The following is a 14,600-nucleotide window of genomic DNA, read 5'->3' as shown; positions in this document are numbered from 1 at the left end:
CACTAGAGAGTGGGTGGCTCTCCTCTTCCAGGATCGACGTCTTATAGAAATACTGCTGCGGTATCGTTGAACGGATGGTCAGGTCGGTGCTCTGATGACTCATGTTGTACCAGCGAAGCAGTAGGTCTCCGGTCTGCTCGTTCATTTTTAGAGAAGAAAATGCGAGCTCCTGATTCTCCCATTCGAATGGAGTATACACCGGAGCAATCGCTCCTTCATGTACATCAGTCTGACATACGACCCAAGGAATCTGGAATTGATACGCTTCAGCAAAAGCACCTGAGGTTATACCATCTCCTGTGTGTGGGATGAGCTCCATACGTACAACGTGCTCTCCGAGACATTGCGCTTCTGGAGTTGGGAACAAACCCCAGTCTCCCAGTTCACCCACGCTACGGAGTAATGTAATCGCAATGGTGTTACGACCATCTCTTAGCACTTCATATTCATTTAATCCAAAGTTAGCGACAGTTAGACCGGCTGTTTCATTACTGATATCAACAAAGGCCTGCTGATGCTGCGTGTTACTCGGATTCATCCATTCTGTAGCTGGCTCAATATTCCGCTCTGCAACCTCGAACATCGAATCCACATGATGTGTGGCGGCGTTCAAATCTGTCGGAAATAGCGCACGAATCCGGTGATCTTTGGCTTTATTGTCTATCGTCGTTTCGATATGCAGCCCCTTCCCGCCCCGCTCCAAGCTAATTACGGTACGAAGTTTAAGAATGACTGTGTCACTACTGCGCTGCGCTTTCCGCTCCGGGTAGTACACAAGGGCACGCTGTTCCTCGTCCAGCTTATTATCTGCTGAGGCTGGAATCTCCCAATCATGCTTAATTTCCACAGATGCTCGATAAGGTGTATTTTCCAGAACGCAAATATTCGCCTGTAGTCCCTTGGTCGTTAAAGCTTGTTCACCCTCTGGCTGTTTATACATGTATTCATTCCCAATATCACCTGTGTTCTCATACACACCAAGATCCCGGTAGGTCATGCCACTGGCTTTGTCACTTAGCGTAAATGAACCATTATCATGGATCACTACTTTGATGGCCTCATTCTCCAACACCCGATCCCCTTGAAGCAAAGATTCAGGAGCTATAGGCAACCCTGCGTTAGCACGACGAACCCACGCATATGCACAAAGACCCAGCGCCGGAACTTGCACAGCTTCAAAGGTAAGTCTTACTCGGCGGCACATATAGGGCTGGCGGAATTTATCGTCAGGCAAATCATAACCAAACTGAAGACCCAAATCCTCCATCTGGCATGGAATGGTATTCCCTTGATCGTCTACTAATTCACGACCGTTTAAGTCAATATCTTTCATACGGCTAGCCGTTTCTTCTAGAGAGAAACCCTCTCTCAAATATAGACGTGCCGCATCAATTTCTATGCTTACTGTACCCGTGCGTCTCCACCCTGTCATATTCATGACTACTAACGGAAGCACTTCTTCACCATATGCTGCAAAACCGGACGTATCCACAGCTTCAGCGATCATGCGCTTACTATCATCAACAATGGTCTCTGCTACATGACGGCTTTTATCAAACCGGGTTACCATTTCTCGATGTACCTCATCCACGCTGCAGCCACAAATGCTGTCGTGAGGATGATTCTGCATTAGCGTCTTCCAGGCATAGGTGAACAGATGATGAGGGTAATCTTTGCCCAATACATGTGCGAATGAAGCGAGTGGCTCGGCCACCTTTTCAAGCAAGACTTGACCTTCCTGATTCATCTGTTTCAAATAGACACGAGCAGATGCGGTATTCACTAACGTCCCCCATCCGTCAGTGTGCTGGCTCCGCAGTTCGCCCTTTACGGTCGACAAATTGTTGTGATCCATTACATCCTCTACAGCTTTAAGGTAATCAGGGAAGTTGGAATGGATAAACTCCATATCTGGATATAGCCGCTTCGCAGTTTCAATAGCCTCCGGCAAATCCAGTTGAGCCGGTTGATGATCGCAGCCGTTCATGAATAATAACTCGCCTGTAGAGGCAAATTTCCGAGCATCTGTTAACTTCTTCTCCCAGAACTCTTTTGCCTCCGATTCATTCACTGGCACTTCGTTTCCGTTCGAATACCAATTCGCAAATAGAATTCCAAGCACTTTCGATCCATCCGGACCTTCCCAAATCAGCTCGGAGAACGAAGATTCATATCCACCGTCCGATACTGTATTGTTGAATCCAGTCGGCTTTACACCTCTTCCAAAAAAGGCATTATTGATGCCTGATTGCTTCATTAATTGTGGAGTCTGACCCACTAGACCAAAGGTGTCCGGAAAATAACCGATCTTAGAAGGTTCACCGTAACGTTTCGAATCCTGATGACCAATCTGCATATTACGTACATTTGCCTCTCCGCTGGTAAGGAAAGCATCTTGCAGAATATACCAAGGTCCAATCAGAAGACGACCTTCCGTAATATGTTTTTGTAGACGATCTTGATTCTCGGGACGAACTTGAAGATAATCTTCCAGAATGATTGTCTGTCCATCAAGATAAAAGCTCTTAAATTCACCATCCTCATCCAATCGATCCAGCAATTCATCGACCAGTTTAATAAGGCGTACATGATGCTTTTCATATGGAAGATACCATTCCCGGTCCCAGTGAGTATGAGAAATAATATGGGCAGTCTGAGGTTTAATAGATTTATCTAAACGTTCCAATGTGAAGACCTCCTTATATGCAATACGTACTCTCTACTAAGATGCTTAATGTAGTAGATGTGGATATGTTATATGGATTTCAACTTCCTGCTGGCGATACACGCCAAGAAGATCACCTTTATAGTCCGTAGCAAACAGGACTGAACGTTCCTGTTCTAACAAGAACGCGTAGGATCGGCCAGTGGCTGAATCCTTCACCTCGATCTTCGCATCCTGAGCATATTCCGATACGAAGGTGAAGAGAGCTCCTGTATCAAAGCTCAATTTCCGTCCGTAGATACCTACTAAGTCCCCTCCGCTAATCCACTCCAAGTCACAGTCAACATGAGCAGCATGGAGCGCGTAGCGATACAGTGCAGATGTAGTATCACTTCGGTCGCTCAATTCAACGGGCAGTGGACTCCATAAGAGTCGACCCTTGCCAAGCGGGATGTTTATAACTGAGTCTATAGTAGAGCTTCCGCTTCCGCCGGATTCGTGAATCATCGTTTCCTTCGATACCTCAGCAATCCGTCGGTGACCGAAGGAGACGGGGAGTTCTTGGCCTTGAAGGCTAAGAACTTCTTCACGGCGCACATTACGCAATTCACGCTTGCCAAGAATATCACTTAAGCGCTCTGAAGAACGCCAGTAAGCATCAATGTCGAGCGGGCCTGTAGCAAGCAATACCGCACCTGTCTCTTCAACGATGTGTAACAACCTTTCCATCGCTGCATCATCGAAGTTATGTGCGCTTGGCAGTATAATAAGCTTCACAGGATGGTTCTCCAAATCATCTAGGTGGTATTCAGAAGCCCCTCTAAAAGGCATCTTTAGATCATATGAAAGAATACGGGTAAGCTCTGTTGTAGCAGCGAAAGCCAGCTTCCGGTTAGAGAAATCATTCGAATACGGAAACACCACAGCGATCTCTTCCAGTTTCCGATCTCCAAATACGTCACGAATGCCTTCTATAAATTCCCCGAAGTTATAAGAGACATCCGCCTCTGGCTTTTCGGTTCCATCTGCTCTCAATGCTCCTATATGGGACTCATTCGCATTATCCATATAGAAGTTCGTATTCCAAATCCAGTGTATGGCCCCCGCACCAGCAGTTCCAAACGCATAGGCATATTTGCGTTCGAGTAGATTTCGCAGCTCTAGCTCCGAACGTTTGGCTCGTCCATCAGGAGTTTCTACATACATGACGCCAGTCTCTTGAATTAGGTTTGGCTTATAAGGCGTCTTGGCAAAGATGCCATCCCACACCAGATAATCATTAAACCACCAGGAGTGTACAGTGGTGTAATCCACCGCCTCCTCGTAGAAGAACGGCGAAGGTCGCTGCGCCCCTAGCCCTTCATCCTGCCCAACCGTAACCATCTGATCTGGACATTGCTCCTTAATGGTGTCATATAACTGCTTCACCCACCGGTTATGCATATCCATGGAGAACAAGCAATAATCAAGCCAACGCGTCCCTTTTTTAGCACTGTGCATATCCTGTGCATCGAAGTTCATCTCTTTCGCTTCTGGCAGCCCTGCCGATGCAAAGTCCGGAAGCTGTGCGGGTGTCATATTCCAACGTTCCTGTAGTACTGCGATTTCCCCATGTCTATGTCGAAGCCATTCTATGAAAGCTTGTTGCTCGAAGCGATCATGACATGAACTCGGACCCTCCGAGAAAATCCGTGCCGGATCAAACATCGACGGTTCATTAATAAGATCCCAATCTACATTCGAAGACGCTTTATGACGAGATACAATAGAACGAATGAACCGCTTCTGAGCCTCAATACTTTGTGGGTCCAAATAAGGATTTACCCCTCCCCACGTTTCCGGTGTGAAGGAGAAGAACGTGAAAGTCACCTGAAGATCATGTTTCTTCGCCGTCATGATAAAGGCATCAATCGCTCGCAGTACCTCTTCTGAAACATGACCATCGTCTTGCATCACATTACGATAAGCAGTCCAGATTCCTGTTCGGATCCAGTTAATCCCTGCCTTCCGCATTTGACCCATATCGCGATCCCATACCCCAACGTTCGGCAGAAATAGAAATTTCCGTGCCACATCACTCGTCATATAAGTCATACCCACAACAGGTAGCGGACGCCCATCTTTTATGAAATAATCTCTTCCACTCGTTACCGGTTTACCTGCTGCCAGAAGTTCAGGGGCATGCCCCCAGAATCCTTGACGTAGAATGCGGACCTCACCATCACTGGCTTCCGCTTCGCAGACCACTTGGAACAGACCACTCCTAATTTCCAGAGGAATAGGCACCCGAACGATGTTAAGCTCAGCATTAGCCTTCATCTCCAGACTATGGGACCAACGTAAGGAGGGATCGGATTCATGCTCAACATGCATTGTGAACTTCCAATTATCTTCATTTCGCAAAGAAGGTTTCACCCGCTCAAGCTGCTGAATCTGAAGTGTCAGAGAAGCCCGTTCTCCTGACTCATATGACGCGTAATTCGGCTTAACCCACATTTCCGTTACACCCTTACTACAGAAACGAACCCACTCAGACATCGCGGATAGCCCTTTTTCCTTCCATAAAGAAGCCGTTGCAGCCGTATTTACGAACAGCCAGCGTGAGCCTGCAAATAAACCAATCGTATTCTCCCAAAGAACTACTGGAGCAGCTGTTTCCCGCCCCTCATGCGTTATTCCCTTCAAAAGTGGGTAAATCCGTGTGCTCATCGGACCTGCTGACCCCATTTGATGGGGTAAATCACTCGTCTTCGTCGTATGTGGCACAAGATTCCATGTCTCTTCACTCGCTATAAAAAGAGCCTCTTGCCCCTTAAGCAAAGGAATGATATCTGATGCAAGCAAGGATTGGTTGCGAGAACAATCAACACGCAGTACCTCATGAATAGATAGCTCTTGATGATAAGAGGTCTTCTCCGCTTCCACATGCCATTGTTCATTTTTCCAGCGAACGGGTTGTTTGAAGGGGGCACCTCCAATGCTGATCAGCCCACCACCTCTTTGCAAATATCCAAGAATGTCTATCCATGCCGCTTTTGGAAAATAGGGTGCATGCAGATTAATGAAACATCCACCTTCGGTTTCCTTAAGTGTTGCTGCAAGCTGATTCGCATTCACGATCATACCGAACTCACGCATGGATTTAATCGCGTCACTAGGAATCGCATTGGGAATTGGGAAATCAGAATCATAGAATATGATTACCGGTCTGCTCATAGTAGTCCTTCCTTCATAGTTTTGTAGACTAGTTGAGAGAACAGACTATTGGACCAGGCAAACCATTTTCTAGTGAATATATTCGGGTCATCCACATGAAATCCTTCATGCATAAAACCAGTCTCCGCATCCGTAGCCTCTAGCATCGCAAGCATGTCCAGCTTCTCTTCCTTCGTGGAAGCCGTCAAACCTTGCATAGACAATGCCATATGCCAGATATAATCTTTCGGAGTATGTGGACTGCCAATCCCTTTCGCTGCTGTTCCTTCAAAGTAAAAAGGATTCTCCTTACTCAGCGCAAATCGGCGTGTATTCTGATAAATCTCATCATCTGCTGTAACATAGCCGAGATAAGGAATCGACATGAGTCCCGGTGTTCCCGCATCATCCATCAAGCAGTAGTTGCCATAGCCGTCGGTCTCATAAGCGTAGATGGGTCCAAATTTCGGATGACGATGAATACCATACAGCTTGATTCCATGATCAATGTCCGCTTCTAATGCTTTAAGCTCTCGTAGAAATTCAAGATCACGGAATACCCATTCTGCGAATTCCTGCATATGACGTAAGGCAACAACGGCAAACATATTCCCCGGGATATTGTAATGGAAGTCGCAAGCATCATCGCTCGAACGGAACCCGGACCAGACCATTCCCGTGTAATTCACAGGCATACCAAGCCCATTGTTGCGCAGCGTATCTTCAGGAATGCCATTATTACGCGTAAAGCGGTAAGGGGATAACTCAGCATGGTGTTGCTCTGTTCTAAACAAGTTGTATATTTTGACCATCGCTGCTTTAAAACCGGCGTCGAATATATCAGCCTTCCCCGTTTCTTTCCAGTAAGCATAAGCTAGACGCATGGAGAAACAGAGGGAATCGATTTCAAATTTACGTTCCCACACCCATGGGGACATTTCCGTAATATCGCTAGTGCTCCAATGCCAATCATTTGCAGTTTCATTAAATGCATTGGCGTAAGGATCGATATGAATATACTCGATATGACGTTTAATTAGACCGCTAATGATTCGTTGAAGATCCGGGTCATTCTTCGCAAATGGCACATAATGCATCACCTGCTCCACAGAGTCTCGTAACCAAGAAGCTGGGATATCTCCAGTAATGATAAATGTTGTTCCATCGTCCATAAGCTTAGTCGTTGTTTCCAGTGTATTCGGGAAGCAGTTCTTGAAGAGCTGCAATAGTTTAGGCCGATGCGCTAATTCCTCCTCTGCTTCGTTCAATACCTCTTGAATAGCTTGTGGAAGCGGAAGCTTCGGCATTGAGATGGATGGCAGTCTGAATTGTTCCATATTTCCACTCCTTATGATAAATATGAGTATAGATAGAGAGACGGGCAGCTAGGCTGCCCGTCTCCACTAATCCTATTGTGTTGCTTTTAGTGATTAATCGTAGGCGTGATACGTTCAAAGCTTATTTCTTTGTCTGGTTCCACTCATCAAGCTGCTTTTGAACTTCTGCAATGACTTTATCCAGTCCAGCTTCTTTAAATTTCTTGGTTGCTTTTGGCAGATATGTTTTAGGATCAACAGAACCTGTGTAAAGCGCTGGCATAAATTCTTTAGTTACGTTGTTGATGGCTGCTACTTCTGTTTTTACAGGTGTAGGATCAAATGCAAAACCGAAGGTAGGGGCTTCTTTTGACGAGTCATTAAACTTCTTGAAAGCATCCCATTTATCAGCAGGGTCATCAGCATGCAGATAAGTCAGTAACATATTTCCAAGCGTAAAGCCTGGCATTGCATAGCTATCTTGCATAGCCGGCAAATCTTCAATGACATTCTCGGAGATTTTCTTATAATGAGTGCCTTCGATGCCATAGTTGAGCAAATTGCGCAGGTACTTATCTGTATTCAAAAGGTTCAAGAACATCATGGCCCGTTCAGGATCACCTGAGGTAACGGAAATCGCGTGCATCGAACCTGCGGCAGATTGAGTATACACATAAGGCTCATGCATAGGTGAAGTTACAATTTCATAACCTGCTGAACGTGACCAACCTTTTTCTGCATAAGGCTGTGTAATTTCGCGATCGGCAAACCATTTACCGGTCTTAATGTTATCAATACCTTCCAGTGTTGCAACGTCCGGACGTAAGTAACCTGCTGTGTAAAGTCTGCGCATCGTATCTAACGATGTTGCAAGTTCAGGTGTCTCCAGAATATTAACAACCTTACCATCTGTGGAATCCATATAGACCCCGATAGGCAGCTCATCACCTAGTACATAGTCAAATGGCATGAAGGGTTTAAAGCCTTTAGGAACTGCTAGCGGCGTAATGTCCGCAGGCTCATTCTCTTTAATCGTTTTAAGTAGTGGCTCTAGATCATCCAATGTACGAATATTGGAAATGTCCATCTTGTATTTATCAACATATTTCTTATTGAAGCGCCATACCCATTGCTGTCCAAGCTCCTTATTTACAGGAACACCATAGATCTCACCTTTAATTTTAGTTCCTTCTAAGAAACGTGGGTCCAAAACTTCTTTTGTTTCCTTTCCATACTTATCTAGCAGATCATTCAGACCCAAGAAGGTACCGTTAGCTGCGTTACGGCGGAAATCATTTGTCCAAGAAGAGGTAAAGGCAATGTCATAAGGCTCACCAGAAGCGGTAATGACTTGCATCTTCTTATCGTAATCACCCCAATCGAACATCGTAATGTTCAACGTCGCATTAATTTTTTCTTGGGTATATTTATTAACTTCTTTTAATACAAGATCCAAATCCTTTTGAGGTCCACCAATTAAATACATCTTCAGCTCATATGGCTTTAATTCCGATGTATTCCCTGCTGAATTCCCTGCTGCCGCTGAACTATCTGTTTCTTTGGCTGCATTTGAATTATTATTATTCGAACCACATCCAGCAAGAAGGCCAGACAAAAGCATTGTTCCTACAAGAGCGAGCGTTAAACTTTTTTTCGCTTTCATTTCTATTTTCCCCCTTTAGATTAATTAACTTTTTATTTATATCGTTTCCTAAACCAGCGATACGAATAAATACATCTTAGAGCACTACTCTTTTAAAGAACCTACAGTTAAGCCTTGTACAAAATACTTTTGGAAGAACGGATACGCTAGAGCTATAGGCAAGGTTGCCAGTACAACCATCGCCATACGAACGGTTTCTGTCGGCAAGGTCGCAGCAATCTCAAAGCTTGATCCCATCTGCATGCTGTTCTGGATAACAAACTCCATATTATTCTGAATGCGCATCAGCATCGCTTGGAGCGGTACAAGACTCGCATCATCTATGTACAGCAGCGCATTGAACCAGTCATTCCAATAGCCCAGTGTACAGAACAATCCAATCGTTGCAATCCCCGGTAATGAGATCGGAAGGACAATTTGCAGGAATGTCCGAAACTCCCCGGAACCATCAATTTTCGCAGCCTCAATGAGTGCATCAGGCACTGAGGTCTGAAAGAAGGTCCGCATCACGAGAATGAAAAAGGCATTCATCGCTATTGGCAAGATTAAAGCCCATATCGTGTTGTACAAATGTAAAAATTGCGTGGCCACAATATAGTTCGGTACCATTCCGCCTGAGAATAACATCGTGAAGAAGGCGAAGAAGCTGAAAAAATTACGATAGCGGAATGATCTTCGAGAAAGAACATAGGCGTAAGTTGTAATCAGAAACAAGCTAATGAGCGTACCCAGTACAGTAACCACCAAGGTCACTCCAAAGGAACGAAATAACTGATCACCTGTGTTAAAAACAAACTGATATGCTGCCAAACTAAATTTCTCTGGAATTAAGCTAAATCCATTTAAAGCGAGTACCTTCTCATCTGTAAAAGAAATGGCTATGACAAACAAGAACGGAAACACACAGGTAAAAGCGAAAACTCCAATGATAATATTGAGGACCACATTCCAAAAAGGAGTAATGGCGTTGTTGTCGACTTCTTTTGGCTTACGTTTGAATATTTCCATAACGTCAATAACTCCTTTCTAGAATATCGCGTTTTCTTTGCTGATTTTTTTTACAATAGAATTCGTTACAAGCACCATGATAAATCCTACGATCGATTGATATAGACCGGCTGCTGTACTCATCCCTAGGTTTCCTGTCGTACTCATGCTTCGATAGATATAAGTATCGATAACATTCGTTACAGAGTATAGAACACCAGAATCCCGAGGAATTTGATAGAATAGACCGAAGTCAGATCTAAAAATACCACCAATCGCTAGAATAGTTAGCGTTACCATTAAAGGCTTAAGCAAAGGAAGTGTAATGAACTTAATTTGCTGCCATTTGCTGGCCCCATCAATCATAGCTGCTTCATAATAGGACTTGTCGATACCCGCTATGGCTGCTAAGTAAACCACACTCGAATACCCGATAGATTTCCATATGCCCATGAAAATAAGGATATATGGCCAAAAGCGAGTATCCCCATACCAGGAAACAGGATCGCCTCCGAAGTACACAATCACTTGGTTCAGGATCCCTTTATCTACACTTAGGAAACTGAACGTAAAGAAACTAATGATAACCCAAGAAAGGAAATACGGCATAAACATCGCCGTTTGATACGCTTTGGCCATCCGTTTGTTCACAAGTTCATTCAAGGTGATTGCGATACCCACCGCAAGCACTAGCCCGAGAGAGATCAACGCCAAGTTATACAGGATCGTATTTCTTGTAATAATATAGGCGTCTTCCGTAGAGAACAAAAAGTTAAAATTCTCAAGCCCAACCCACTTACTATTTAAAACGCTTGCAAAGAATCCGTCCCGATGAATCTTGAAATCCTTAAATGCAATAATGGTTCCGAACATCGGTAAGTAACAAAAGATTAGGAACCATATTGTCCCCGGTAATACCATAAACCACAGTACTTTATCCTTATTTAAGCTTTTGAAAAATGCAGACACTATTCTACATCCCCCTTCTCTATCCCCAAACAATCCCCGTAATTCCCTTTCGATCTTATTTCCTTGCCCCTTTAACTATCTTTAATTCTGCGCTATAAAAGCGGTTTCATAAAGTTGAAAAACTCCAGAATGATATGTAAAAATTAAAGATCACAAGAATAAATGACCTCTGCGAGGCTTGAAATCCCTTAAGATTTGAACACAAGCTAAAACGCCTTCGACGTCCTTTTTAGGACGGTAAGCGTTTGTGCGAGAATTATAAGGAAAAAGTATAGCGTGAAACTTATATTTTCTTATAATTAAAAAAAGGAAACATTCTCGTGACCAACGTTCGTGAACCCTCCACTTGAACGTGATACCCGGGAACATTTCCTAAATCCTACGCCTTTTCTTTTTTATACATCTTTCGAAGTTCTGTTGGAGATATGCCTACTGATTTTTTGAACTGGCGATAAAAATACGCCGGATCTAGATACCCTACTTCAGCTGCAATTTCATTGGTCAATAACGTAGTTTGAAGCAGCAGTTGTCTTGCTTTTTCAATTCGGAATTGATTCACATAATCAGAGAAGCTTCGCCCCATCTCCTTCTGAAATAGCTGTCCCAAGTAAGTAGGATGCATATTCATTCGCTGACTGAGCGTCTTCAGAGATAGTTCTTCTCTATAATGTTTGCTCACTTGATCCACCATATATCTCATATTTGGACTGAGTTCATCACTCACTAGCGATAATTGGTCCAGCGTTTCATTCACACTTTCCTGCACATGATGAAGCAGCTGCTCAATGGTATGGATGTGTAGCAAAGGATTAAACACAGCACTGAAATTACAATTCTTCTCCATATTCTTAGCGATCAACATTAATTCAATCGCCACGTTGTAATTATCAATGCGTGTAATCACGCCACATCCGAACAGCTTTTGGAATGTTTCTGCGATAAATTGATTTGCCGCCTCACGCTCTCCAGATAATAATAGTTTAGTAAATACTTCATAATCAATTTCGAGCTTTTCCTCGTGTAACACCATCTTCGAAAGTTGGTCCACATCTATAATCGGGTAGCCCGGCAGCATCAGATGATCCACATATAAACTTTTCGCTTTTTTATAACTTTGTGGTACTTCTTGAAAAGTATATTCCTTACTTCCTATCGTAATCCAGACAGACTTTCCTAATTCATGCATAATCTCACATTGCACTTGTTGCAACATGCAATACATTTCTTCTTTGTTCTCATCTTCAGTCGATTCCGCAACAATAAGAACAAGATCACCTTCCATATCTATAAAAACAATAACTGTTCCGCGCTCTGCTACGGACTGCACAGCGATACGATAACATTCTTCCATAAGTTGATTAGGGTGCAGTTGACCCTCATCCTCTTCATGTTCCGTAATAAGCCGAATCGCAGCCACCGTAAAACATGAACAGTCCAGGGAAATATTTAAGACTTTTGAACGATGCAATAGCTCCTGTCGATCTATATTTCCAGTGACCCAACGATTTAGAATATTGTTACGTAAAACTTGCTGATCCTCCTTCGCATGAAATTGTTCAACATCCTCTTGATTGAGGGCCTCAACAATTTGCTCAATGGTCGATTCTAATTCTTTTATGTTAATGGGTTTAAGAATATAATTTTCAATGCCTAAACTCATTCCAGCTTTTAAATACTCAAATTGTTCATATCCGCTTAAGATAATAAATCTCATTTTTGAATCAAATGACTTAATTTGTTGAATGAGTTCAAGTCCCGTAAGCTTTGGCATCGTAATATCTGTAATTAATATGTCAATGGCTTCATTATGGCTATGCAGAAATTCTAAAGCTTCTTCCCCATTACTCGCTTGCCCTGCGATTCTTAGTCCATAATCTTCCCATTCGATTACTGAACGTAATCCTTCAAGAATAAGAGGTTCATCATCCACAATAAGTATGTTGTGCATTATTTAATACTCTCCCTTACCACTGGTATATTCATGATGACTGTTGTTCCTACACCTAGCTCACTAGCAAGCGATAATCCATATTCAATCCCATAATAAAGCTTAATTCGCTCATTCACATTACATAGTCCAAGCGAGGAAGGTGGTGCATCCATTCGCATACTGACTTGAAGTGTTTTTTGAAGCTCCGTTAGCTTACTGGGAATAATCCCATTTCCGTTATCTCCAATAGCAATTTGAATGTTACCTTCTGATTCAGTTACTTCAATACGAATTAAGTTATCAGAGCGTTCGGGCCTGAATCCGTGAACAATATAATTTTCAATGACCGGCTGAATCAGCAGTTTAACGATAGAACAATTCATAGCCACTGGACTTATTCGCGACTCAATTTGAAGCTTATCTTTATGCCTAATCTGAAACAGCTCAAGATATAGATTGCAATATTCAATCTCATCAGCGATGGTAACAACCATACTTTTCTTAATCATCGTTCGGAATAAGGTTGATAAAATGTAAATCATCTGACCTACATCCTTCGCACCTTGCGAAATAGCCCGCATCCTTATAGCCTCAAGCGTATTATATAAAAAATGCGGATTAATCTGTGATTGAAGTGCAACGAGTTCTGCATTTTTTTGCGTAATTTCTGAAATGTAAACTTTATTAATATACAGCTCTAGTCTTTCACACATATAGTTAAAATTGTTGGCAATGAGCTGCAATTCATCCTCTCGGTTAAGATGAATGCGCGTGCTTAAGTCGCCTTCCTGTAAGCGCTTCATAGATTTGACGATGATTTTCACTTTTTTTGAGAAACGTAAAATTATTCCGTATGTTATGGACATTGCCGCAACAATAAGTGCTGCCGTAATCCCGATAATCCAATTTCGTACTACCACCATTTCTTTATTGACCTGCGACTTCTGAATGATTCCTGCCACAATAAGACCTGAGCTATTCGTTGTATTTAAGTTAACTTTGGATAATCCATCCAGTGCAGTCCAGCTGTCTGAATAAAGACCAGCGATATGCGGATACTGCTGTCCCATATACTTTCCTAAGGAATCATATATGACGTCACCGCTTGGTGTTAAGACCAACACTTGACCATTATTCTCTGTACCTTTCGTACCAAGCCATTTTGAAATAAGTTCAACATCAAAATCTATAATGAGCATACCGATCGTTTTCAATGAAATCGGATCTTTAAGCTCCCTAGTCATCGTATACAAATTGTTATTGTCTTCCCTTATTTCCTTAAGTAATAATTTTTTCTCATGCGAGACCCAGCCATTCTTGGGTATGGGTGATTTTTGCTCCGAAATATCTAAATCTCTTTTGTAGAGCTGTCGTGTATTATTTTTATATAAATAATAAAATTCTTTCTCAGTGCTGTATAAGATAACGTCAGAAATACCACTTTTCTGATTCAAATACGTTTTGAAGTAAGTATCGAACGTATGGGGTACAAAGCTCCCAATTTCAGCAAACTGATCTAAACGATATTTAAGATAATCTCCATAATCATGTTGCAAAAAGTAAGACAAATCCTCACTTACAGAAGCATCACTATAGATTTGCTGGATGGCCAATTGGATCCCTTCGTACTGCTGATTCATATATAAACTCACGTAATCCAATACCTCTCGATTAGCATCAACATGTTGACGCGTGATCGTCTGTTCATAGTATTTATAAACGGTAATGGAAGAGGCAATTAACGTGATAATGATGATGGAAGAATATATAGCTAAAATTTTATTAAACAGTTTTTTTCGTAAATGATTTTGATAAAATTTTTTTATATTCAAACAAATTCACCTTCCTTCAAAATCTACCCTTTAGGATTAGAAG

At 42.6% G+C, this 14,600-nt stretch carries 8 protein-coding genes; all 8 read right to left on the bottom strand.

Going from position 1 to position 14,600, the window contains the following annotated elements; all coding sequences use genetic code 11:
• Nucleotides 1-2,686, bottom strand: a 2,686-nt coding sequence (locus tag ACWNM1_RS25540; protein ID WP_449603146.1) for an alpha-mannosidase, incomplete at its 3' end; no start/stop codon positions are given.
• Between the two features lie 45 nt (nucleotides 2,687-2,731).
• Nucleotides 2,732-5,881, bottom strand: coding sequence for a beta-galactosidase (locus ACWNM1_RS25535; protein WP_449603145.1), 3,150 nt, complete (start codon nucleotides 5,879-5,881; stop codon nucleotides 2,732-2,734).
• Nucleotides 5,878-7,197, bottom strand: coding sequence for a glycoside hydrolase family 125 protein (locus ACWNM1_RS25530; protein WP_449603144.1), 1,320 nt, complete (start codon nucleotides 7,195-7,197; stop codon nucleotides 5,878-5,880). Before ACWNM1_RS25530 ends, ACWNM1_RS25535 begins: the two co-directional genes overlap by 4 nt.
• Nucleotides 7,198-7,318: 121 nt before the next feature.
• Nucleotides 7,319-8,839: an ABC transporter substrate-binding protein gene (locus ACWNM1_RS25525; RefSeq protein WP_449603143.1), complete on the bottom strand. Its 1,521-nt coding sequence runs from the start codon at nucleotides 8,837-8,839 to the stop codon at nucleotides 7,319-7,321.
• Between the two features lie 84 nt (nucleotides 8,840-8,923).
• Nucleotides 8,924-9,847 carry a carbohydrate ABC transporter permease gene (locus ACWNM1_RS25520; RefSeq protein WP_449603142.1) on the bottom strand — a complete coding sequence of 308 codons (924 nt, stop codon included), beginning with the start codon at nucleotides 9,845-9,847 and terminating at the stop codon, nucleotides 8,924-8,926.
• An 18-nt stretch (nucleotides 9,848-9,865) separates the two neighbouring features.
• The gene (locus tag ACWNM1_RS25515; RefSeq protein WP_449603141.1) at nucleotides 9,866-10,795 is read right to left on the bottom strand and encodes an ABC transporter permease; all 930 of its coding nucleotides are present in this window, start codon (nucleotides 10,793-10,795) and stop codon (nucleotides 9,866-9,868) included.
• A gap of 379 nt (nucleotides 10,796-11,174) precedes the next feature.
• Entirely contained in the window at nucleotides 11,175-12,743 is a 1,569-nt protein-coding gene (locus ACWNM1_RS25510) for a response regulator (protein ID WP_449603140.1), read from the bottom strand.
• A complete protein-coding gene (locus ACWNM1_RS25505) occupies nucleotides 12,743-14,557 on the bottom strand; it encodes a sensor histidine kinase (protein WP_449603139.1) in 1,815 nt (604 codons plus the stop codon). The genes ACWNM1_RS25510 and ACWNM1_RS25505 overlap by 1 nt, the downstream gene beginning before the upstream one ends.
• Nucleotides 14,558-14,600: the final 43 nt, after the last annotated feature.

The organism is Paenibacillus sp. Marseille-Q9583 (genome assembly GCF_976954365.1).
Note: the sequence above shows the minus strand (reverse complement) of the source record. Positions and strands in the feature narration are given on the sequence as shown.

Excerpts from the sequence above, each read along its gene's own strand:
- ACWNM1_RS25520 (WP_449603142.1), bottom strand. The coding sequence starts at position 9,847 with ATGGAAATATTCAAACGTAAGCCAAAAGAAGTCGACAACAACGCCATT.
- ACWNM1_RS25525 (WP_449603143.1), bottom strand. The coding sequence starts at position 8,839 with ATGAAAGCGAAAAAAAGTTTAACGCTCGCTCTTGTAGGAACAATGCTT.
- ACWNM1_RS25530 (WP_449603144.1), bottom strand. The coding sequence starts at position 7,197 with ATGGAACAATTCAGACTGCCATCCATCTCAATGCCGAAGCTTCCGCTT.
- ACWNM1_RS25535 (WP_449603145.1), bottom strand. The coding sequence starts at position 5,881 with ATGAGCAGACCGGTAATCATATTCTATGATTCTGATTTCCCAATTCCC.
- ACWNM1_RS25510 (WP_449603140.1), bottom strand. The coding sequence starts at position 12,743 with ATGCACAACATACTTATTGTGGATGATGAACCTCTTATTCTTGAAGGA.